The 19,166-nt window shown below is 62.5% G+C and carries 20 protein-coding genes and 1 pseudogene; 9 read left to right on the top strand and 12 right to left on the bottom strand.

All coding sequences use genetic code 11. The features are described from left to right. Positions 1 to 108: 108 nt before the first annotated feature. Together P8H27_RS20755 and P8H27_RS20750 are read left to right on the top strand one after the other, a co-directional pair. Positions 109 to 1,404, top strand: a pseudogene (locus P8H27_RS20755) (HAMP domain-containing protein); the annotation flags it as partial. 12 nt (positions 1,405 to 1,416) lie between these two features. After that, positions 1,417 to 2,259, top strand: a complete 843-nt coding sequence (locus P8H27_RS20750; RefSeq protein WP_374761362.1) for a methyl-accepting chemotaxis protein — start codon at positions 1,417 to 1,419, stop codon at positions 2,257 to 2,259. Positions 2,260 to 2,305: 46 nt separating this feature from the next. Here P8H27_RS20750 and P8H27_RS16495 read toward each other — a convergent pair whose 3' ends face one another. From P8H27_RS16495 to P8H27_RS16485, 3 genes are all read right to left on the bottom strand, one after another. Beyond that, complete coding sequence (locus P8H27_RS16495) at positions 2,306 to 2,923, bottom strand: SOS response-associated peptidase (RefSeq protein WP_289638715.1); 618 nt, start codon at positions 2,921 to 2,923, stop codon at positions 2,306 to 2,308. A 127-nt stretch (positions 2,924 to 3,050) separates the two neighbouring features. Next, positions 3,051 to 3,311 (bottom strand): putative signal transducing protein, encoded by a 261-nt coding sequence (locus P8H27_RS16490; protein ID WP_289638714.1) that lies wholly within the window; start codon positions 3,309 to 3,311, stop codon positions 3,051 to 3,053. Further along, positions 3,311 to 3,493 (bottom strand): CPXCG motif-containing cysteine-rich protein, encoded by a 183-nt coding sequence (locus P8H27_RS16485; RefSeq protein WP_289638713.1) that lies wholly within the window; start codon positions 3,491 to 3,493, stop codon positions 3,311 to 3,313. The genes P8H27_RS16490 and P8H27_RS16485 overlap by 1 nt, the downstream gene beginning before the upstream one ends. Positions 3,494 to 3,603: 110 nt before the next feature. Between P8H27_RS16485 and P8H27_RS16480 the strand changes: the two genes are divergently transcribed. Then, positions 3,604 to 4,770 (top strand): 1-acyl-sn-glycerol-3-phosphate acyltransferase, encoded by a 1,167-nt coding sequence (locus P8H27_RS16480; RefSeq protein WP_289638712.1) that lies wholly within the window; start codon positions 3,604 to 3,606, stop codon positions 4,768 to 4,770. Positions 4,771 to 4,842: 72 nt separating this feature from the next. Here the strand turns inward: P8H27_RS16480 and P8H27_RS16475 are convergent, their stop codons facing one another. Next, the gene (locus tag P8H27_RS16475; protein ID WP_289638710.1) at positions 4,843 to 5,130 is read right to left on the bottom strand and encodes a hypothetical protein; all 288 of its coding nucleotides are present in this window, start codon (positions 5,128 to 5,130) and stop codon (positions 4,843 to 4,845) included. A 388-nt stretch (positions 5,131 to 5,518) separates the two neighbouring features. Between P8H27_RS16475 and P8H27_RS16470 the strand changes: the two genes are divergently transcribed. Then, a complete protein-coding gene (locus tag P8H27_RS16470; protein ID WP_289638709.1) occupies positions 5,519 to 5,725 on the top strand; it encodes a hypothetical protein in 207 nt (68 codons plus the stop codon). Between the two features lie 287 nt (positions 5,726 to 6,012). Here P8H27_RS16470 and P8H27_RS16465 read toward each other — a convergent pair whose 3' ends face one another. After that, entirely contained in the window at positions 6,013 to 6,597 is a 585-nt protein-coding gene (locus tag P8H27_RS16465; RefSeq protein WP_289638707.1) for a YajG family lipoprotein, read from the bottom strand. A gap of 166 nt (positions 6,598 to 6,763) precedes the next feature. Between P8H27_RS16465 and P8H27_RS16460 the strand changes: the two genes are divergently transcribed. After that, positions 6,764 to 6,979, top strand: coding sequence for a hypothetical protein (locus P8H27_RS16460; protein ID WP_289638706.1), 216 nt, complete (start codon positions 6,764 to 6,766; stop codon positions 6,977 to 6,979). A 466-nt stretch (positions 6,980 to 7,445) separates the two neighbouring features. Further along, positions 7,446 to 8,948 (top strand): malate dehydrogenase (quinone), encoded by a 1,503-nt coding sequence (mqo, locus tag P8H27_RS16455; RefSeq protein ID WP_289638704.1) that lies wholly within the window; start codon positions 7,446 to 7,448, stop codon positions 8,946 to 8,948. Between the two features lie 63 nt (positions 8,949 to 9,011). Here the strand turns inward: mqo and P8H27_RS16450 are convergent, their stop codons facing one another. The 3 genes from P8H27_RS16450 to P8H27_RS16440 all read right to left on the bottom strand — a co-directional run bounded on the left by P8H27_RS16450 (position 9,012) and on the right by P8H27_RS16440 (position 10,298). After that, a complete protein-coding gene (locus P8H27_RS16450; protein WP_289638703.1) occupies positions 9,012 to 9,368 on the bottom strand; it encodes a PilZ domain-containing protein in 357 nt (118 codons plus the stop codon). Between the two features lie 61 nt (positions 9,369 to 9,429). After that, positions 9,430 to 9,852, bottom strand: coding sequence for a DUF4124 domain-containing protein (locus tag P8H27_RS16445; protein WP_289638702.1), 423 nt, complete (start codon positions 9,850 to 9,852; stop codon positions 9,430 to 9,432). 71 nt (positions 9,853 to 9,923) lie between these two features. Then, positions 9,924 to 10,298, bottom strand: coding sequence for a tol-pal system YbgF family protein (locus tag P8H27_RS16440; RefSeq protein ID WP_289638701.1), 375 nt, complete (start codon positions 10,296 to 10,298; stop codon positions 9,924 to 9,926). A 190-nt stretch (positions 10,299 to 10,488) separates the two neighbouring features. Between P8H27_RS16440 and P8H27_RS16435 the strand changes: the two genes are divergently transcribed. Beyond that, complete coding sequence (locus P8H27_RS16435) at positions 10,489 to 11,415, top strand: universal stress protein (RefSeq protein ID WP_289638700.1); 927 nt, start codon at positions 10,489 to 10,491, stop codon at positions 11,413 to 11,415. Between the two features lie 55 nt (positions 11,416 to 11,470). Then, positions 11,471 to 12,922, top strand: a complete 1,452-nt coding sequence (pyk, locus tag P8H27_RS16430) for a pyruvate kinase (protein ID WP_289638699.1) — start codon at positions 11,471 to 11,473, stop codon at positions 12,920 to 12,922. A gap of 63 nt (positions 12,923 to 12,985) precedes the next feature. On the opposite strand, the gene P8H27_RS16425 is transcribed toward pyk, so the two are convergent. Genes P8H27_RS16425 through P8H27_RS16415 form a run of 3 tightly spaced genes read right to left on the bottom strand, consistent with a single transcriptional unit; the run spans position 12,986 to position 15,852 of the window. Then, complete coding sequence (locus P8H27_RS16425; RefSeq protein ID WP_289638698.1) at positions 12,986 to 13,759, bottom strand: enoyl-CoA hydratase; 774 nt, start codon at positions 13,757 to 13,759, stop codon at positions 12,986 to 12,988. Between the two features lie 31 nt (positions 13,760 to 13,790). Further along, the gene (locus P8H27_RS16420; protein WP_289638697.1) at positions 13,791 to 14,732 is read right to left on the bottom strand and encodes an iron-sulfur-binding ferredoxin reductase; all 942 of its coding nucleotides are present in this window, start codon (positions 14,730 to 14,732) and stop codon (positions 13,791 to 13,793) included. After that, the gene (locus tag P8H27_RS16415; RefSeq protein WP_289638696.1) at positions 14,725 to 15,852 is read right to left on the bottom strand and encodes a diguanylate cyclase; all 1,128 of its coding nucleotides are present in this window, start codon (positions 15,850 to 15,852) and stop codon (positions 14,725 to 14,727) included. Before P8H27_RS16415 ends, P8H27_RS16420 begins: the two co-directional genes overlap by 8 nt. A gap of 253 nt (positions 15,853 to 16,105) precedes the next feature. Between P8H27_RS16415 and P8H27_RS16410 the strand changes: the two genes are divergently transcribed. Next, positions 16,106 to 17,629 (top strand): fumarate hydratase, encoded by a 1,524-nt coding sequence (locus tag P8H27_RS16410; protein WP_289638694.1) that lies wholly within the window; start codon positions 16,106 to 16,108, stop codon positions 17,627 to 17,629. A gap of 269 nt (positions 17,630 to 17,898) precedes the next feature. On the opposite strand, the gene P8H27_RS16405 is transcribed toward P8H27_RS16410, so the two are convergent. Continuing rightward, a complete protein-coding gene (locus P8H27_RS16405; RefSeq protein ID WP_289638752.1) occupies positions 17,899 to 19,107 on the bottom strand; it encodes a benzoate/H(+) symporter BenE family transporter in 1,209 nt (402 codons plus the stop codon). Positions 19,108 to 19,166 lie beyond the last annotated feature (59 nt).

Below are 19,166 nucleotides of genomic sequence, written 5' to 3'. Positions count from 1 at the left end.
CAGGCGCAACGCGGCATAGTGCGCAGCAGTTTTTCCATTGCTCGCTAAGGTTCTCCCTGCAACCGGCCGATAAACCGGGACAGGCACTCACCGTTCGCCGGAGTCACCATGAAACTCAAGTCCATCCAGTTTTCCGTTGCGACCCTGGCCGGAGCGAGCGTGCTCGCGGTGGTCGTTGCCCTGGTGCTCTATACGGTCTTCGTCAGCGGCAGAAGCCAGGCGCTGGTGCAGGAGCGTACCCAGGCCCTGCTCGAACGGGTCATCGAGCAACGCCTGACGGCGCTTGCCCAAACCCAGGTGCTGCAAATCCAGCGGGAACTGGAAGTACCGCTGCAGATCACCGCAGACCTGGCCCGCGTCAATGCCCAGCTCGGCAAACAGGATGCGGATGGCAACCCACTGCTCTCGAGTAGCCGTGAAGAACTGTCCAGCCTGGTGCGTACGACCACCGAGGAAAACCCCAAGCTGCTCGGCAGTTACATCGGCTGGGAAGCCAATGCCTTCGATGGCAATGACGACCTCTATGCCGGGCCGAAAGACAACGGCTACGACGGCAGTGGCCGTTTTCTACCCTGGTGGTACCGCAACAGCGACGGCAGCATCGCGGTCGATGCCATCGGCACCATGGAAAGCCAAACCCTGCTGCCCACCGGCGTGCGCGAAGGCGAGTATTACCTGTGCCCGAAAGAGCGCAAACGGCCCTGCGTGATCGATCCTGCGCCCTACGAGGTCGGCGGCAAGATGGTCATGCTGGCGTCCTTCACCACGCCGATCCTGGTCGATGGGGCATTTCGCGGCATCGCCGGGGCCGACCTGTCGATGAACTTCATCCAGGAACTATTGCTCAAGGCCGACCAGCAACTCTACGACGGCGCCGGCGAACTGGCCCTGATCGCCAACAATGGCAGCCTGGTGGCCTCGACCCAACTGCCGGACAAGCTCGGCAGCCCGGCCAGCGCACTGCTCGATGCCAATGAACTGAACAACTTGCAAAACCTCCAGGCCGGCCAGGTGAAATACGCGATCGATACCCAGGCCAACCCTGCGGACAGTCGTATCGAGCTGTTCCTGAGCTTCAACATCGGCAACACCGATACCCACTGGACGCTCATGCTGGCGCTGCCGGTGAATACGGTGATGGCCGAGCTGCATGCGCTGCAGAGCGATCTGGCCGCGCAACGCGATGCCGACACCCTGGGCATGGCGCTGGTCGGCCTACTGGTTGCCGCCATCGGCCTGCTGGTGGTGTGGTTCGTCGGTTTCGGCATCGCCCGGCCACTGAAGCAAATGGTGGCCATGCTCGACGACATCGCCCAGGGCGAAGGCGACCTGACCCGCCGCCTGACGAGCGAGCGGGCCGACGAACTCGGCTTGATCGCCAAGGGCTTCAACACCTTCCTCGGCAAGCTGCAGGCGATGATCAGCCAGGTGGTGGGTTCGGTAGAAAAAGTCAGCGACTCCTCGGAACACTCCGCCGACATCGCCATCCGCACCCATCAGGGCATGCAGCGGCAACAAGCGGAGATCGAGCAGGTGGCCACCGCGGTGCACCAGATGACGGCGACCGCCCAGGACGTGGCACGCAATGCCACCCACGCGGCACAAGCGGCCAGGCATGCCGACCAGGCGGCCAACCAGGGCAAGCAGATCGTGCAACACAGCACCGATGCGATTACCGCGCTGGCCGGCGAGATCGGCCGAGCGGTCACGGTGGTGCAATCCCTGGCCGAGGACAGCGAGAACATCAACGCGATTCTGGTGGCGATTCGCGGGATCGCCGAGCAGACCAACCTGCTCGCGCTGAATGCCGCCATCGAAGCGGCACGGGCCGGCGAACAAGGCCGCGGGTTTGCCGTGGTGGCCGACGAAGTACGCAACCTGGCGCAAAAAACCCAGCAGGCCACCGAAGAAATTCAGAAAATGATTCAGCAGCTACAGAGCAGAACCCGTGAAGCCGTGCAGGTCATGGAAGACAGCCAGAACAAGACCGATGTCAGCGTGCAGCAGGCCAGCGAAGCGGCCAAGGCGCTGGAATCGATCACTCAGGCGGTAGCGGTGATCAACGACATGAACAGCCAGATCGCCAGTGCCGCCGAACAGCAGAGCGCAGTGGCCGAAGACATCAATCGCAACGTCAGCAACATCGGCCAGGTCGCCAACGAAGTAGCCAGCGGTGCCGACGAAGCCAGCCAGGCCAGCGCCGAACTGACTCAATTGGCCGAGCAACAGCGCCGGCTAATCAATCAGTTCAGGATTTGAGCCGCCGGGTAGCCATCCGCTTATCCCCGCGCGCCACTGACGCCAGCTACGCCGGCGTCAGGCACTCGGGGGCATTCAGTTTGGGGTCGTTGACCAGATTGGCCAGAACCCGCTCGCGCAACAGCGGCTGAGGCTTGGTCAATAGCGCGCGAAGCTCGTCCAGCGGCGTGTCTGCCGCCAGCCAGAGCGCCTGGGCGGCGGCATCGAGAATCAGCGGGCGACGCTGATTGGCGGCAGGCTGGGTCACCACCGCCGCGCTGAGATAGACATGGCCTTCGACCGGATAAGCCTCCCACAACGCCGCGAAGTACAGCGGACTGTCTTCGCTGGTCAGCCAATACGGCCGTTTGCGCGCCGAGCCGCGCCACTCGTAAAACCCATTGGCCGGCAACAAGCCGCGACGCAGACGCAAGGCATCGCGGAACATCGGCTGCTCGGCCAGAGTTTCCGCCCGTGCCTGGGCCGGGGTTTTCGACAGGTCGGTCAACCATGGCGGCGTCAGCCCCCAGCGGGCACGAGCCAACTGACGCTCACCCGCGACAGCACGCAGCAGCAGGATCTGGGCGCCGGGCGCAATATTCCATTGCGGCTGCTGATCCGCAGGAAAACCGGGCAAGGCCGCGAACACTGGCGACCAACGAAACAAGGCATAACGTCCACACATGGGGCAACTCGATAGCGGCTAGGCGGTGAGCCCGGTCGCGCAGGTTATTCAATGGGCCACACGCAGGCTCGAGCGTTCGGCGGGCTTCCCTGCCCCGCCGGCGCTTGGCCTGGGCAAGTTGCGCCTGCTAGCAGAGCAGCACGCCCTGAAAATTCTCCGGCTCATCATTGGCCAGCGGTTGCGCGGCATTGTACGTGGCGATCAGCTGCTGCGCGCGCCCGGCCTGAACATCGTCGACCATCAGGCCGAGCAGGCCACTGACCGGTAGCTCGCCGACCCCGCCGAGCAGGTGCTGGCCAGTCAGGTGGGCCTCGATGCCCTCGCTGGCCAGCATACCCAGCAGCAACTCGCCTTCCAGCAAGTCCTGCGGCTCATAGATGCGCTGCATCAGTCGTTTTCTCCACGCACATCGAGCGTCCAGTCAATGCCGTCGGTGTGCAGATCGAAGACAATGGGCCGGCAACACACCGGGCAATCCTCGATGTACCGTTGATCGCCGGCCGAGAGGTCGAGCAGGGCTTCGACCGACTCGCCACAGTACGGGCATTGATACCCCTGGTTTTCCAGCATCGCAGCCTCCATGTGACTTGTAGGTATAATCGCCGGTCTATCGCTGGCCCCGGACACGGGATCACCTTCCTCCACCTTCTGTGAACCACAGCTAACCACGACAAGAGAGCATGATGGGCGAATTCGATGCCATCCGACCTTACGCCGACTCCGAAGTACCCGCTGTTCTGGCGCGCCTGCTGGCAGACGACGAGTTTCTCGACATCCTCACCCAATACCGCTTCCCCCGCTTGGCCGGCGCACTGGGTTGGCTGCTTAAACCACTTATAGCCTATCGACTGCGTCTTGAGTTTCGCACGGTTGCCTCGGTGGCGGCGCTGCAAGACAAAGTGGAGACCTATGTCGACCAAAGCATCGAGCGCGCCACCGACGGCGTGACCTATTCCGGCGTCGAGCAACTCAAGGCTGGCAGCGCTTACCTGCTGCTCGCCAACCACCGCGACATCGTCATGGATCCGGCCTTCGTCAATTACGCGGTGTACCACGCAGGCCTGCCGACCCCGCGCATCGCGATCGGCGACAACCTGCTGCAAAAGCCTTTCGTTAGCGACCTGATGCGCCTGAACAAGAGCTTTATCGTGCATCGCTCACTGAGCGGGCGGCGCGAGAAACTCGCGGCCTACCAACTGCTGTCGGCCTATATCAATCACTCGATCCGCAACGATTGCGAGTCGATCTGGATCGCCCAGGCCGAGGGTCGCGCCAAGGATGGCAACGACCGCACCGACTCGGCGATCCTCAAGATGTTCCACATGAGCCGCAAGAGCGAGCCCTTTGCCGAGGTGATTGCGGCGCTGAAGCTGACCCCGGTGTCGATCAGCTATGAATACGACCCCTGCGACCAGGCCAAGGCCCGCGAGCTGTTCACTCGCGCCAACAGCGGCAGCTACAGCAAAGCCCCGGGCGAAGACGACCAGAGCATCGCCCTCGGCATTACCGGCTATAAAGGTCGCGTGCACGTGCACTTCAGCGCGCCGGTAAGCAGCGGCCTGGAAGACAGCAAGCAGTTGGCCGCCGAGATGGACAGACAGATTCTCAGCGGTTACCGGCTATTCCCCGTGCATTACCTGGCGTATGCCATGTGGAACGAGCGCGATCCGGCACTCGAAGTGCCAAGCGCCGCACAGCTGTTCCCCGCCGAGGAACTGGCGCGCGCCGAAGCCGAGTGGAAAAAACGCCTGGCTCGCTGCCCGGTCGAGCAGCAGCCTTATCTGGTGCTGCAATACGCCAATCCGGTGCGCAATCAATACCGAGTAAAAGCCGGCTTGCCGCTGTAAGCGTGCCCGGCGTAAATGCAAGCGCCAGCCCCTAGCAGGCCGCTTGCATTTAAACCAATTGTCAGCGGCAACTCAGAGCCGGGTGCTGATCCAGGACAGCGCGAGTGCCGCCCCCAGGCTGGCGAAGCCGAAACGATAGAAAAACCGGTTCAGCCGCTGGGCCGGTTCGTCGACCGCGCACAGCTCCTCGGCCATATCCTGCGCGTCACTACCAGCGACCAAACGTGCCACGGCACGCTGCTCGCGCACTCGGGTGGCCAGCAGCAACCAGCCCCCGGCCAGCCCGAAGAACAGGGCAAGGGCATTCAACGACTGCGCGGGATGGGCAAGACAAACAGACCAGAGTGCCTGCGACGACATCAACAACCTCCACATCGAATTGGCGCACAACCCCAACCGAGGCGCCGAAAAAAGGGAAACGTCGGAGTTCGCGGGCAACATGCAGCGACTGCACTGATCGTTAGGAGAAGGCAACACTCGACTTTTCAAGGGCAGCCGCCGACTCTCCGCCCTCAAGCACTTCCAGCAGTCGCACCTCACACCGTCGCGACCCACCGGACGATCCGAAATACCGGGCGCAGTTTACTGGAGCGATCCTTTTAGAAATTTCGTTTCCGACGAACGCAGGGTCTATCTCAAAGCCGTCTAAAAAACGTCATATTCCTGGCCTAAGCTTTGAATCCTCTTCTGTTACGTCACCGTCATCGCTGCACGGGAGCGTAGCCAACCTGCCCGCAGAGGAATTGCCATGCTCATTCCACAACCGCTTGACCGTGACTACTCGATCGACTCCTACGACGAGGTGGACGCTGTAGTCAACGAGCTGTCCTTCAACGTTCAGGATCGCCACTGGCTGGTCTATTGCGCCCTCGGCGGTCACGAACACTATGACCTGCCAGACGTTGACCAACACACCGGATTCAGCCTGCCGGAGTTTTACGTCGAGGCGGCCTGAACCTCCCCCGAAAAAAACCGGCCACGATTGCGATGCCGTTTTTGCTTGCGGTGCAAACCGCAGAATGCGGCCAGCCCAGCGTTTCTGATTGATAGGCTGCAGCCATCCTCGGTCATGAGTCGCATGGCTGTTGTTCAGGCAAGGAAAAATACCGCCTATCCCTTGCGGGCAAAGCGGTATTTTCTCTGACTCTCAAGTTATCCGACTTATCCGTTTTATCGCTGGCAGCCAAGACCCGAGGGTTCGAGTCTTGGCCGAACAGCATTACGCTAACGGCCTGCTAGCGATTATTGGCTAAGCATTTGCCCAATAGTCGGATCCTTGAACGCACGGGTCAGTGCATCGCTCAACACGTCGCTGACCAGTTTGGTATTGGTTTCCTGGTTCGGCGCCATGCCGAAGCGCTGGTTCAACGAGGCGCCATAGCGACCGTTGTAACGGCGCGAGCTGTTCTGCACGTCGACACGGAAGGTCGCGGTGATATCGGACTCGGTGACGTACAGCCCTTCTTTCGGCGACTGGTACTTCAGCTCGGCCAGGGTCAGGGTCAGTTGCGGCGCGTTGTAGGCATTCGGGGTCGGGGTGAAACCCAGCAGTCGCACTGCCGCTTCTGCCTGCGCTTGCAGTTTTGGCAGGATGTCCTGGCCGGTGACGACGATCGCGCTGGTTTCCGGGTACAAGCCGCCACGCGTGCCGAGCACCGGCGACGGACGACCGTCGGCAACCCTTACCACCACCGGCTGGCCTTGGCCAACGGCGGCCAGCGGGGCGTTGACCTTGGGTTGCGGGCTGAGTTGTTGCGGGCTGTGGGCACAGCCGACCAAGGAAAGGCTGACGACAGCGATCAGACCAAACAACAGGCGGTGCAGCATGCTCATCTCTCCATGGGGGGGGGTGCGAAATCGCCCTGCAGTATAACCAGCCGCATCGGGGTCTAACAGAGCACGCTCAATACCCGAGCCTTGTCAGGCTATTGTCACGGCCTTGTCATGCCTGGCTGGCATAAGACTTTAGTCGTCAACCGCCTGAGTCCATGTCATGTTTTCGCTTCGCTCCTGGCTCGCCCCACGCCGCCACATCCGCACATTTGCCTTGCTCGACGGCCACGGCCGGTGTCGCGCCTTTCGCCAGTCAGCCCAGGCGCCACAAGGCCTGGAGTGGATCGAGGTGAATCAGCAACGGCTCGACTGGCTGCATCAAACGCTTCCCGACAACGCACGCATCGCCCCAACCGCGGCTCATTCGGCGGCCTGAGCGCAGACAAGAAGAAAAGTCACTTGATGCGATCAATTTTTCTCCATTCGCCTTATAATCGCGCCCCGATTATAAGGACGCCTCCTGATCGGGCCTCGCCGTACCGCTGATGCATTAGCCATCGGCCACGCCCCAGAGAGTCGCCCACTTCGTGCAGCCCTTGCGGCTCGCCTTTTACCCAGAGCGCAGAACGTCTTGCAGTCATGCAAGGGGAGCTCTGCGCGGGCAAAAAGGCAGGCCTGGGCAAACGAGCTTTTTTGAGGTTCACGGCTCCAAAAGAGCGTGAAAAAAACGGTTTCAACAACTTCACAAGAGTGTGGCGAAAATGAACGATCTTGCGGCTGACAAATGCTCCGCTCCCCCCTCCCGCCTCATCCCAGGACATCTCAGCGACCGCTGATAGGCGTTGTTTCACGCTTAGGCCTCCGGCCGTCAATTGGGTGCTGCATTTTTAGGAGACGTGGTAATGGCGCAAAACGATTACGAAACGGTAGATGCGGTGCTGGTTGGCGCCGGCATCATGAGCGCGACCTTGGCCGTGCTACTGAAAGAACTTGATCCGACCCTCAAACTGGAAGTCATCGAACTGATGGAGTCCGGGGCGATCGAAAGCTCCAATCCCTGGAACAATGCCGGTACCGGTCATGCCGGGCTGTGCGAGCTGAACTACACGCCGCAGGCGGCGGATGGCTCGATCGATATCGAAAAATCGGTGACCATCAACACCCAGTTCGAAGAATCCAAGCAGTTCTGGGCCTATTTAGTCGAGAAAGGCACCTTCGGCTCACCCAAGTCCTTTATCACCCCGGTACCGCACCTGAGCTTTGTGCGCGGCCAGGAGGGCATCGACTTCCTCAAGACCCGCTTCAAGGCGCTCACCAGGCACCACGCCTTCGCCGACATGGAGTACACCGAAGACCGCGCCACCATGGCCAAGTGGATGCCACTGATGTTGCCGGGGCGCGATCCCAAGGAAGCGATCGCCGCGACCCGGGTCATGGCAGGCACCGACGTCAACTTCGGCACCCTAACCAAGCATCTGCTCGACCACCTGGGCACACAGTCCAACGCAAAGGTCAAATGCAGCCAGAAGGTCACCGGCCTCAAGCGCAACGAGCAAGGCTGGCGCGTCAACATCAAGGATCTGCAGAGCGGCGGTAATCGCACGATCCAGGCCAAGTTCGTCTTCCTCGGTGCCGGCGGCGCCGCCCTGCCACTGCTGCAGATGTCCGGCATTCCCGAAGGCAAAGGTTTCGGCGGATTCCCGGTGAGCGGCCAGTGGTTGCGCTGCGACAACCCCGACGTGGTCAAACAGCACGAGGCCAAGGTCTACAGTCAGGCCGAAGTGGGTTCGCCGCCGATGTCGGTGCCGCACCTGGACACCCGCGTGGTCGACGGCAAGAAATCCTTGCTGTTCGGACCCTACGCCGGCTTCTCGACCAAATTCCTGCGCCACGGCTCCGTGCTCGATCTACCGCTGTCGATACGCCCCGGCAATATCGGCCCGATGCTCGCAGTGGCACGCGACAACTTCGATCTGACCCGCTACCTGATCAAGGAAGTGATGCAATCCGACGAGAAGCGCCTGAACACCCTGCGCGGTTTCTACCCGCAGGTGAAAGCCGAGGACTGGCGCCTGGAAATGGCCGGTCAGCGCGTGCAGATCATCAAGAAAGACGCCAAGCACGGTGGCATCCTGCAGTTCGGCACCGAACTGGTCGCGGCTCAGGATGGCACCATCGCCGCCCTGCTCGGCGCCTCACCGGGCGCTTCGGTAACCGTGTCGATCATGCTCGACCTGATTCGGCGTTGCTTCCCCAAGCAGGTTGAATCCGAACAATGGCGCAGCAAACTGAACGAGATCTTCCCCGCCATGGCCAAGGTGCTTGCCAGCGACGCCGAACGCTACCGCGAGGTGCAGGCACGCTCCGACGAGCTGCTGCAACTGAACGAGCCGGTAATGGCTTGAGTCGACTGCAATGCTGAAAAAACCGCCTTGCGAGGCGGTTTTTTTATGCTTGCAATACAGAAGCTAGGCGGAGGCGGCCAGGGGATAGAAGCTGAAGTATTGACGTAGCGCATCGACCATCTCGACGAACTCGGCGGGTGGCGCCAGCAGCGCGAAACCCGAGTCGAAACTGCCGGGCGTGACATCCTCGCGACACCACTGGCAGGTGGCCGAGAAATCGATAAAGCGTTGCGTATTCTGTCCCGGAATCTTCAAGCGCATGTCGAACCGCGCCCCCACCAGCAACGGCAGTTGACTGATCAGCATCAGGCCGTCCAACGACACATTGCCGATAGAACCCATTGGCTTATCGGTAATGCGGTTGAACACCTTCAGGTAGCACGGCAACTGCTGACGTTCTATTCGGCGCTGCATAGGCATAATGGCAAGTCGCTACGAATGGCCGTTTAAGTATGGCCGCACTACTGCGCTTTAACCAGTTTCAGGAACAGTGTTGGGACACGCGTTCACGTAGCTGGCGACGGGCGGTATCAAGCTGTTCATCGCTGTAATAGGTTCGTTCGCCGTTCGCCTCGGCGTGGAAATAGCGCCGCCCTTCCGCGATCTGCGCCAACCTGCTGCGCAGCTCGCTGCACTCCTTCACACGCTGGGCTTTACGCCCGGCCGAGGCAACCGAAGCCTGCGCCTGCTCGGCGCGGCGCGCCTCATAGAAGCGCGCGGTACGCTCCTCGCGCGCGCGCGTCGCCTCGTCGCGCTCGATCACCTGGGGCTTGACCTCGACCTGTTCGGCTCCGGGCGCAACAGGACGCTGTGCGAAATGTACCTGGCCATTGGCATCGACCCAGCGATAAACCTCTGCTGCCGCCAATCCCGGCAGCAACAGCAGACAGAGCAACAAGCGCATGATTTTCCCTCCCTGAATGATCCATCAGCTTACCCCTACCACGCCAAGTCGCCAAACACCGTGACCCGCTATCAGAGCGCCATGGAAGCCGCCTTGGCCGCTTTTGCCGGAGGGTAATGCCCCAGCTGCTGCAAGGTTTCCAGGCGTGCACGAGCGCGGAACGCGTATTCGCTGACGGGGTAACGGCTGATGATGAACTCATAGGTCTGCGCGGCGTCGACGAACAGATTTTGCCGCTCCAGGCACTGGCCACGCAGCAGAGAGATTTCCGGCTGCAGATAGCCGCGCGAACGGCTTTTACGTTCGGCCTGGGACAACTCCAGCATGACTTGCTGGCAATCGCCCCGCTCATAAGCACGATAGGCGCTGTTCAAATGGTGGTCGAGCGACCAACGGGTACAACCGACGGCGCTCAGCGCCAGGATCAGAATCGACAGGGTTCGCATGGGTCTCTCCTCCACTGCACAGTGTATCGACTGACAAGCGAAAACCTGCAGGATCCTGCCGACACGCGCGCGCCTCGCTGCGGGCTAGCCCACTGACCGCCCGCAGAATCCACTAAGCTGATACAGATCAAGCCCAATACCGCCCCGATGCGCTGCAATGCGCGGGTAACCCACAGCGAGGTCTAGGGCCATGAATTTGCAACAGCTACTGGTTGTCATCGATCCTCAACAGGCATGCCAGCCGGCACTCGAGCGGGCGCTATGGCTGGCGCGCAAGACCCGTGCGCACCTGCACCTGTTGCTGGTCGAATACAACGCCACCCTCGAAGCCGGTCACCTGTTCGATACGGCCATGCAAAGCCGGGGACGGGCCGCCCTGCTCGAACGTGGCATGGCATGGCTGGAGGAGTTGGCTGCACCGCTACAGGCCGAGGGGCTGGAGGTGCATCTGGACGTGCGCTGGGGCAAGCCGCTGCACAAGTTGGTACTGGAGAAAACGGCCGAACTGGCCCCGGATCTGGTGCTCAAATCCACCGTGCATGACAGCCTGCTGCGCCGCCTGCTGCTGACCAACAGTTGCTGGCAGTTGATCCGCCACTGCCCAGCGCCGCTATGGCTGGTGCACCGTGCCGAGTGGCAGGGCCACCGCCTGTGTGCGGCGCTCGATCCACTGCACAGTGCCGACAAACCGGCGGCGCTCGATCATCAACTGATACGTGCCGCCAGCGAACTGAGCCGTCAACTGGGCATGCAGGCTCACTACCTGCACAGTTATGCGCCCTTGCCGCGCACCCTCGTGTTCGATGCCGAACTGGTGGCCAATTACGAGGACTATGTCGTTCGCTGCGCCACCCAGCACCGGGAAGCCTTCGAGCAGTTGCTCGGGCAATACCCGATCGCCCTGCCCGACACCCACTTGATCGAAGGCTTTGCCGAAGAAGTGCTGCCTCGTTTTGTTGGCGAACAGCATATCGACCTGCTGCTGATGGGCGCCATCGCTCGCGGCCACCTGGATACGGCCCTGATCGGGCATACCGCCGAACGCATTCTGCAGAGCGCGGACTGCGATTTATTGGTTCTCAAACCCGAGCAGAAAGGTAGTGCAGCGCAACAATGACTACAGGGTTGCGGCGTAGTAGCCTCGCGCTCAATCGCAACTCAGGAGCCTGTGCATGACCTTTCGTCGCACTAAAATCGTCGCCACCCTTGGCCCTTCCAGCAACTCGCCCGAAGTTCTCGAACAACTGATCATCGCGGGCCTGGATGTGGCCCGCCTGAACTTCTCCCACGGCAGCCCGGACGAGCACAAGGCCCGCGCCAAGCTGGTGCGCGAACTGGCCGCCAAGCATGGCCGGCATGTCGCCCTGCTCGGCGACCTGCAAGGACCGAAGATCCGTATCGCCAAGTTCGCCGGCAAGCGCATCGAGCTGAAAGTCGGCGACCACTTCAGCTTTTCCACCAGCCATCCGCTGACCGAAGGCACCCAGGACATCGTCGGCATCGACTACCCGGATCTGGTCAAGGACTGCGGCGTCGGCGACGAACTGCTGCTCGACGACGGCCGGGTGGTGATGCGCGTGGACACGGCGACTGCCGACGCCCTGCACTGCTCGGTACTGATCGGCGGCCCGCTGTCCGATCATAAAGGCATCAACCGTCGCGGTGGCGGCCTGACCGCGCCGGCGCTGACCGAAAAAGACAAGGCCGATATCAAGCTCGCCGCCGAGATGGATCTGGATTACCTGGCCGTGTCCTTCCCGCGCGACGCCTCGGATATGCACTACGCCCGCCAACTGCGCGACGAGGCCGGCGGCAGCGCCTGGCTGGTGGCCAAGATCGAACGGGCCGAGGCCGTGGCCGACGACGAAACCCTCGACGGCCTGATCCGCGCCAGCGACGCGGTGATGGTCGCCCGTGGCGACCTCGGCGTGGAAATCGGCGACGCCGAGCTGTGCGGCATTCAGAAGAAGATCATTCTGCACGCGCGCCGGCATAACAAGGCGGTGATCACCGCGACCCAGATGATGGAGTCGATGATCCACAACCCGATGCCGACCCGCGCCGAAGTCTCCGACGTCGCCAACGCCGTACTCGACTACACGGACGCGGTGATGCTCTCGGCGGAAAGCGCCGCCGGCGCCTACCCGCTGGAAGCGGTGCAGGCCATGGCGCGCATCTGCGTCGGTGCGGAAAAACACCCCACCAGCAAAGCCTCCAGCCATCGCATGGGCACGACCTTCGAACGCTGCGACGAAAGCATCGCCTTGGCCGCCATGTACACCGCCAACCACTTCCCGGGCGTCAAAGCCATCATCGCCCTGACCGAAAGCGGGTACACCCCGCTGATCATGTCGCGCATCCGCTCCTCGGTGCCGATCTACGCCTTCTCCCCGCACCGCGCCACCCAGGCGCGCGCCGCCCTGTTCCGTGGCGTCTACACCGTGCCGTTCGACCCGGCCGCCCTGCCACCGGAGCAGGTCAGCCAGGCGGCGGTGGACGAACTGCTGGGGCGCGGCGTGGTCCAGCCGGGCGACTGGGTGATCCTGACCAAGGGCGACAGCTATCACACTATCGGCGGCACCAACGGCATGAAAATCCTGCATGTCGGTGAAGCGCTGGTGTAGCACATGGCCTTACAGTAGCCCGGATGCAATCCGGGCTACTGGCTGCTGCCTACCAATTCGCAGTCAGCCGAACTTGGAGAAGTCCGGCGTGCGCCGTTGCATAAAGGCCGTCAGCGCTTCGATGGCCTCCGCCGAACGCAGGCGCTGGCCGAACAGCGCCCCCTCCTCCTCGATCACCCGGCGCAACTCCGCACGCCCCGGCGCACGCATCAGGCGTTTGCTGTCGGCCACCGCCGCGGGCGGCAATTGCTGGAAGCGCAGGGCCATCTCGCGGGCCTTGGCCAGGGTCGCAGCACCATCGGCTAGCGCCTGATTGGCGATACCCCAGGCGGCCGCCTGCTCGCCCGTGAAGCTTTGCCCCAGCAGCAACAACTCGGCCGCCCGCGCATGGCCGAGCAGGCGCGGCAGGATCAGGCTGGAGCCGTATTCGGGGCACAGGCCCAGGTTGACGAAGGGCATTCTCAGGGTCGCCTCACGGCTGACGTAGACCAGGTCGCAATGCAACAACAGGGTCGTGCCGATGCCCACCGCCGGGCCGCTGACCGCCGCCACCACCGGCTTGCCGAACTCGAACAAGGCCTGCATGAACTGGAACACTTCACTGTGCAGACCTACGGGCGGCGCCTGGATGAAATCGGCCACATCGTTGCCGCTGGTGAAGCACGTCTCGCCACCGGTGATCAGCACGGCACGCACGCTGCTGTCCTGACCGGCCTGGTTGAGTGCTTCGGCCAGGCCGCTGTACATCGCCCGGGTCAGGGCATTTTTCTTGGGCAAACGATTCAGGCGCAGGGTCAGCAGACCTTCTTCGCGCTCAACCAGCAGGTGTTCGCTCATCACTCATACTCCGGGATCGCCGTAAAGGCTGCTAGCGGGCGTGCGGCAAGAACAGGTCGGCAAACATCTGATTACGCGGCACGCCTGCCAAATACAGGCGCCGGGCAAAGGCTTCGACACTGTCGGGGTGGCCGCAGAGTAAGGCGAGGGTTTGCCGCGAGACAAGGCGCAGTTCGGCCAAAGCCGCTGGCAACTCGGCCGCACTGAGCAGCTCGACCTGCAGCTGCGGATGCTCCGCCGCCAGTTGCGCCAGGGGCTCGGCCAGATAGTGCCCGCTTCGATCATGGGCCAGGTGAATGAGCCGGATGCTGCCCTGGTGATCCTGGCGCAGCGCCTCGCGTAGCACCCCGTACAGCGGTGCCAGCCCGGTGCCGGCGGCCAGCAGCCAGAGCGGGCGCGTCTGCCAATCCGGGTCGTAGTGCAAGGCACCGCCGCGCAGCTCACCCAGACGCAGGGCATCGCCCGGTTTGAACGTCCGCGCCGCATCGCTGAAGGCGCCGCAGCGACGACAGTCCAGATGGAACTCCAGCCAGGGGTCTTCGCCGGGCAGGCTGGCCAACGAATAAGGCCGGGCAATCGCGCTGTCGGCCCAGAGCACCAGATGCTGGCCGGCCCGGTAACGCAGCGGTTGTTGAGGCGTCAGGCGCAGGCGCAACACATCCGGGCCGAGCCAGTCGCAGGCATCGATATGCGCGGGGCGGCCATCGCGCACGGGGTCGAACAGCTCGACCTGCAGGTCATCGACGACCCGGCACTGGCAGGCCAACCGCCAGCCCTGCTCGCGACGCTGCGGGTCGAGCGCCTCGGGTTTGCCATCCAGCGGCTCACCGCGCAGGCAACGCACCAGGCAGGTATGGCAACTGCCCGAGCGGCAACTATAAGGCACGGCAACTCCGCCCTGCAGCAGGGCATCGAGCAGGTTGCTGGCAGGGGCAACGGTAAACCGCTGCTCACCCACCCGGAGTTCAGGCATCGACATCCTCCCAGGCCGCCGCACAACGGTTACGCCCGCTGCGTTTGGCCCGGTAGAGTGCCTGATCGGCGCGCTGCAGCGCCTCATCCAGATCGTCGTGCATGGTCAACAAGGTCATTCCGATGGACAAACTCAGAGTATCCACCTTAATGCCCAAGGGTTCAGCCTGATTGAAGGCCTCGCGCAAGCGCTCGCAACAGGCCGTGAACCGATCGGGCTGGGTGTTGGGCAGCAACAGCACGAACTCCTCACCGCCGTATCGGGCAATGATATCGCCATCGCGCAGACAGGCTTGTGCCACGCTGGCAAAGGTCTGCAGCACACGGTCACCCGCGGCGTGGCCGTGGACATCGTTAATCCGCTTGAAGTGATCCAGATCGATTAGCGCCAGGCCGTGCTGACAGTCGGCGCCCAGGCTTTCTAGCTCGCGATTGGCAAAACGCAGAAAATGGCGGCGGTTGAACAACCCGGTCAACTCATCCGTCGCAGCCAGGTCTTCGAGCTGGCGCATCATCCCGCGCAAGGTGTCCCGGTGCGCCTGCAAAGCGAAGCGGCGTTGGCGCATGCGCTGACGCATAGCCTGCACATAGCTGGCAAACAGGCTCATCCAGAACATCACGCCGCCCAGCACGCTGACCTGCAAGATGGCCGGGCCGGGATCGGCCAGCGGGTACCGATAGGCCTCGTACAGGTTGAGCCCGGCGAAGCCGAAAAAAGCCCCTGCCGCGCAACGCGCAAAGACTTTTGGTGGCAACTGGAACACCCCGAACAACAGGATCAGCACGTAGACCACCAACAAGGCGCCGCGCCCATTGGCAAACATGGCCAGCAAAACCGTCAACCAGGCCAGGGCCACCAGCACCTGGGCCAAGGTCAGGCTGGGGTCACGAAAACGCAGATTCTGCCCCGAGAGAAACAGGCCGAGGAACACCGACTGGGTGAGCAGCGCCAACCCGGTGAGTATCAGCGCAGTCGCTATAGAGGCACGCCACAGGTCGTTGAATATCGCGACCCAGCACAGCAGCCCCGTCAGGCCGTAAGTCACCGCCGCCATGCCGAAGCGCTTCAGCAGCAGGCGTTGCAGAGTACGCTGAGTGACCCGCTGACGGCTTAGGCTCATGGGGGTTATGGGCTCCATCCCATACTGGCATTCAGCCGCCACTCTACGCCCGTGGTTCACAAATGCCTAGCGCGTTCAACGGGCGATCAGCGACCAAGGTCGACCTTCGGCGGCTGTCCGCCCGAGCGGCCGCGCGTTATACTGCCGCGCCTTTTTTACTGCACGCGCGCGTCGACTCGTGGTTCGTCGCCCTCGAAGTTTTTGCCCTACTCCTAGCTTTACAACTCCTACCTTCACAAAAGGAGCGCCCAGCATGACCGTGATCAAGCAAGACGACCTGATCCAGAGCGTCGCCGACGCCCTGCAGTTCATCTCCTACTACCACCCCGTGGACTTCATCCAGGCCATGCATGAGGCCTACCTCAAGGAAGAGTCCCCGGCCGCGCGCGACTCCATGGCGCAGATCCTGATCAACTCGCGCATGTGCGCCACCGGCCACCGGCCGATTTGCCAGGACACCGGCATCGTCACCGCGTTCGTTCGCGTCGGCATGAACGTGCGCTGGGACGGCGCCAGCATGAGCGTCGACGACATGATCAACGAAGGCGTACGGCGCGCCTACAACCTGCCGGAAAACGTCCTGCGCGCCTCGATCCTGGCCGACCCGGCAGGTAGCAGGAAGAACACCAAGGACAACACCCCGGCGGTGATCCACTACAGCATCGTCCCCGGCGACAAGGTCGAAGTGGACGTGGCGGCCAAGGGCGGCGGCTCGGAGAACAAATCGAAGATGGCCATGCTCAACCCCTCCGACTCGATCGTCGACTGGGTGCTCAAGACCGTGCCGGAAATGGGCGCTGGCTGGTGCCCGCCGGGCATGCTCGGCATCGGCATCGGCGGCACCGCCGAGAAGGCCGCGCTGATGGCCAAGGAAGTGCTGATGGAGTCCATCGACATCCACGAACTCAAGGCCCGCGGCCCACAGAACCGCATCGAGGAACTGCGCCTGGAGCTGTTCGACAAGGTCAACCAACTGGGCATCGGCGCCCAGGGCCTGGGCGGCCTGACCACGGTGCTCGACGTCAAGATCATGGACTACCCGACCCACGCCGCCAGCCTGCCGGTGTGCATGATCCCCAACTGCGCCGCCACCCGCCACGCCCACTTCGTGCTGGACGGCACTGGCCCGGCCGAGCTGACCCCGCCGCCGCTGGGCGCCTACCCGGAAATCGTCTGGGAAGCCGGCCCGAGTGCGCGCCGCGTCGACCTCGACACCCTCACCCCGGAAGACGTGCAGAGCTGGAAGCCGGGCGAAACCGTGCTGCTCAACGGCAAGATGCTCACCGGCCGCGACGCCGCGCACAAGCGCATGGTCGAGATGCTCAACAAGGGTGAAACCCTGCCGGTCGACCTCAAGGGCCGCTTCATCTATTACGTCGGCCCGGTCGATCCGGTCGGCGACGAAGTGGTCGGCCCGGCGGGCCCCACCACCGCCACGCGGATGGACAAGTTCACCCGGCAGATCCTCGAAAGCACCGGCCTGCTCGGCATGATCGGCAAGTCCGAACGCGGCCCCATCGCCATCGAGGCGATCAAGGACAACCAGGCCGTGTACCTGATGGCCGTCGGCGGCGCCGCCTACCTGGTGTCGCAAGCGATCAAGAAATCCAAGGTGCTGGCCTTCGCCGAACTGGGCATGGAAGCCATCTACGAGTTCGAGGTCAAGGACATGCCGGTGACCGTGGCGGTCGACACCAAGGGCGAGTCGGTGCACATCACCGGCCCGGCGCTCTGGAACCAGAAGATCGCCGACAGCCTGGCGGTCGAGATCAAGTAACCTGCTCGCGCGTCACCCGACAAACCCGGCCGGCGCAGGCCGGGTTTGTCGTTAATGCAGGGTAAGGCTGGCTGAAATACTCTTCCACACGCGGCCTAAGGCTGGAAATTCACTTAAGCCGGCGATGAAGCCGTGACCTTAACCACATCAGCTAGCGGGCCGCCCAGGGCCTGGCGCATTGACAACCCTAGGCGCCTGCAGCATCTGCCCATCGCCGGTACGCCAACGCCAGCCACCAGCCCTCGCCGGCCACGATAAAGCCATAGAGATTATTCATGGCCGCGCACCGCCGCTATGTCGCTCACCTTGGCGGCATGGGTATAGCTGAGAATGAAGTGCGCCACTAGCCCGAAGATCAAACCCCAGAACGCTGCGGCCAGGCCGAGAAAACTCATGCCCGACGCCGTAACCAGAAAAGTAATAAGAGCCGCCTCGCGCTGCTTCTCATCCGCCATAGCCCCGGCCAAACCGGTCGCGATAGCACCAAACAGGGCCAGCCCGGCCAGCGAAGCGATCAACTCCTTGGGCAGCGCGGAAAACACCGAAGCCAAGGTCGCGCCCAAAGTCCCCATCACGATATAGAACACGCCGCAGGCGATACCTGCCACATAGCGCTTGCTCTTGTCTTCGTGGGCCTCGCGGCCAGTGCAGATGGCGGCGGTGATAGCCGCCAGGTTGAAGCCATGGGAGCCAAACGGTGCCAGCAATACCGAACCTATGGCCGTCACCGAAATGATTGATCGCGCCGCAGTCTGGTAGCCCGCCGTGCGCAGCACCGCCATGCCGGGAACATATTGTCCGGTCAGGGTTACCAGCGCCAACGGCAGAGCTATGTTGACGATTGCGTGCCAGCTCCACTGCGGCGCAATGAAGAGCGGTTGCGCCACATCGATGATGATCGAACCGCTATTGAGTTCACCCATGGAAGCGGCGACCGCGCAGCCAACGATCAGAACCGACAGGATGGCGTAACGTGGCGACAGGCGCTTGAACACCAGGTAAGCGACGATCATCGACAACACCAACCAAGGCTGGATCTTGACCGAGGTAAACAAATCCACCCCAAAGCGGAACAAGATGCCGGCAAGCATCGCGGCAGCAATGGCTTTGGGCAGGCGATCCATCAACTTGTCGAACGCACCGCTGAGGCCCACCACTGCGATAATCAGCGACGCCACTATATAGGCTCCGACCGCTTCGGCCAGTGACACCATGGGCAGCATGGAAACCAGCAAGGCCGCCCCCGGCGTCGACCAGGCGGTGATCACCGGGATACGCAGGCGCCAGCTCAGCAGCAGACCCGTGACCCCGCTGCCAATGGATATCGCCCAGATCCATGACGATACCTCGGCATCGCTCAATCGCGCGCTTTGCGCTGCCTGAAACACGATGATCAATGGCCCTGCATAGGAAATGACCACAGCGATGAAGCCCGCAACGACCGCTGACAATGATAAATCCTGCCTAACTCTGTCCATGGTGCTTGATCCCACAGGATGATTAGAGGAAATGAGCCGATTGACTCGATTCGCCATGG

It is taken from the genome of Pseudomonas sp. sp1636, from assembly GCF_030376615.1.
Taxonomy (GTDB): domain Bacteria; phylum Pseudomonadota; class Gammaproteobacteria; order Pseudomonadales; family Pseudomonadaceae; genus Aquipseudomonas.
This window is presented reverse-complemented; position numbering and strand designations above follow the sequence as displayed.

Coding starts and splice junctions, on each gene's coding strand:
- P8H27_RS20750 (WP_374761362.1), top strand. CDS start 1,417: ATGATCAGCCAGGTGGTGGGTTCGGTAGAAAAAGTCAGCGACTCCTCG.
- P8H27_RS16495 (WP_289638715.1), bottom strand. CDS start 2,923: ATGTGTGGACGTTATGCCTTGTTTCGTTGGTCGCCAGTGTTCGCGGCC.
- P8H27_RS16490 (WP_289638714.1), bottom strand. CDS start 3,311: ATGCAGCGCATCTATGAGCCGCAGGACTTGCTGGAAGGCGAGTTGCTG.
- P8H27_RS16485 (WP_289638713.1), bottom strand. CDS start 3,493: ATGCTGGAAAACCAGGGGTATCAATGCCCGTACTGTGGCGAGTCGGTC.
- P8H27_RS16480 (WP_289638712.1), top strand. CDS start 3,604: ATGATGGGCGAATTCGATGCCATCCGACCTTACGCCGACTCCGAAGTA.
- P8H27_RS16475 (WP_289638710.1), bottom strand. CDS start 5,130: ATGTCGTCGCAGGCACTCTGGTCTGTTTGTCTTGCCCATCCCGCGCAG.
- P8H27_RS16470 (WP_289638709.1), top strand. CDS start 5,519: ATGCTCATTCCACAACCGCTTGACCGTGACTACTCGATCGACTCCTAC.
- P8H27_RS16465 (WP_289638707.1), bottom strand. CDS start 6,597: ATGCTGCACCGCCTGTTGTTTGGTCTGATCGCTGTCGTCAGCCTTTCC.
- P8H27_RS16460 (WP_289638706.1), top strand. CDS start 6,764: ATGTTTTCGCTTCGCTCCTGGCTCGCCCCACGCCGCCACATCCGCACA.
- mqo (WP_289638704.1), top strand. CDS start 7,446: ATGGCGCAAAACGATTACGAAACGGTAGATGCGGTGCTGGTTGGCGCC.
- P8H27_RS16450 (WP_289638703.1), bottom strand. CDS start 9,368: ATGCCTATGCAGCGCCGAATAGAACGTCAGCAGTTGCCGTGCTACCTG.
- P8H27_RS16445 (WP_289638702.1), bottom strand. CDS start 9,852: ATGCGCTTGTTGCTCTGTCTGCTGTTGCTGCCGGGATTGGCGGCAGCA.
- P8H27_RS16440 (WP_289638701.1), bottom strand. CDS start 10,298: ATGCGAACCCTGTCGATTCTGATCCTGGCGCTGAGCGCCGTCGGTTGT.
- P8H27_RS16435 (WP_289638700.1), top strand. CDS start 10,489: ATGAATTTGCAACAGCTACTGGTTGTCATCGATCCTCAACAGGCATGC.
- pyk (WP_289638699.1), top strand. CDS start 11,471: ATGACCTTTCGTCGCACTAAAATCGTCGCCACCCTTGGCCCTTCCAGC.
- P8H27_RS16425 (WP_289638698.1), bottom strand. CDS start 13,759: ATGAGCGAACACCTGCTGGTTGAGCGCGAAGAAGGTCTGCTGACCCTG.
- P8H27_RS16420 (WP_289638697.1), bottom strand. CDS start 14,732: ATGCCTGAACTCCGGGTGGGTGAGCAGCGGTTTACCGTTGCCCCTGCC.
- P8H27_RS16415 (WP_289638696.1), bottom strand. CDS start 15,852: ATGAGCCTAAGCCGTCAGCGGGTCACTCAGCGTACTCTGCAACGCCTG.
- P8H27_RS16410 (WP_289638694.1), top strand. CDS start 16,106: ATGACCGTGATCAAGCAAGACGACCTGATCCAGAGCGTCGCCGACGCC.
- P8H27_RS16405 (WP_289638752.1), bottom strand. CDS start 19,107: ATGGACAGAGTTAGGCAGGATTTATCATTGTCAGCGGTCGTTGCGGGC.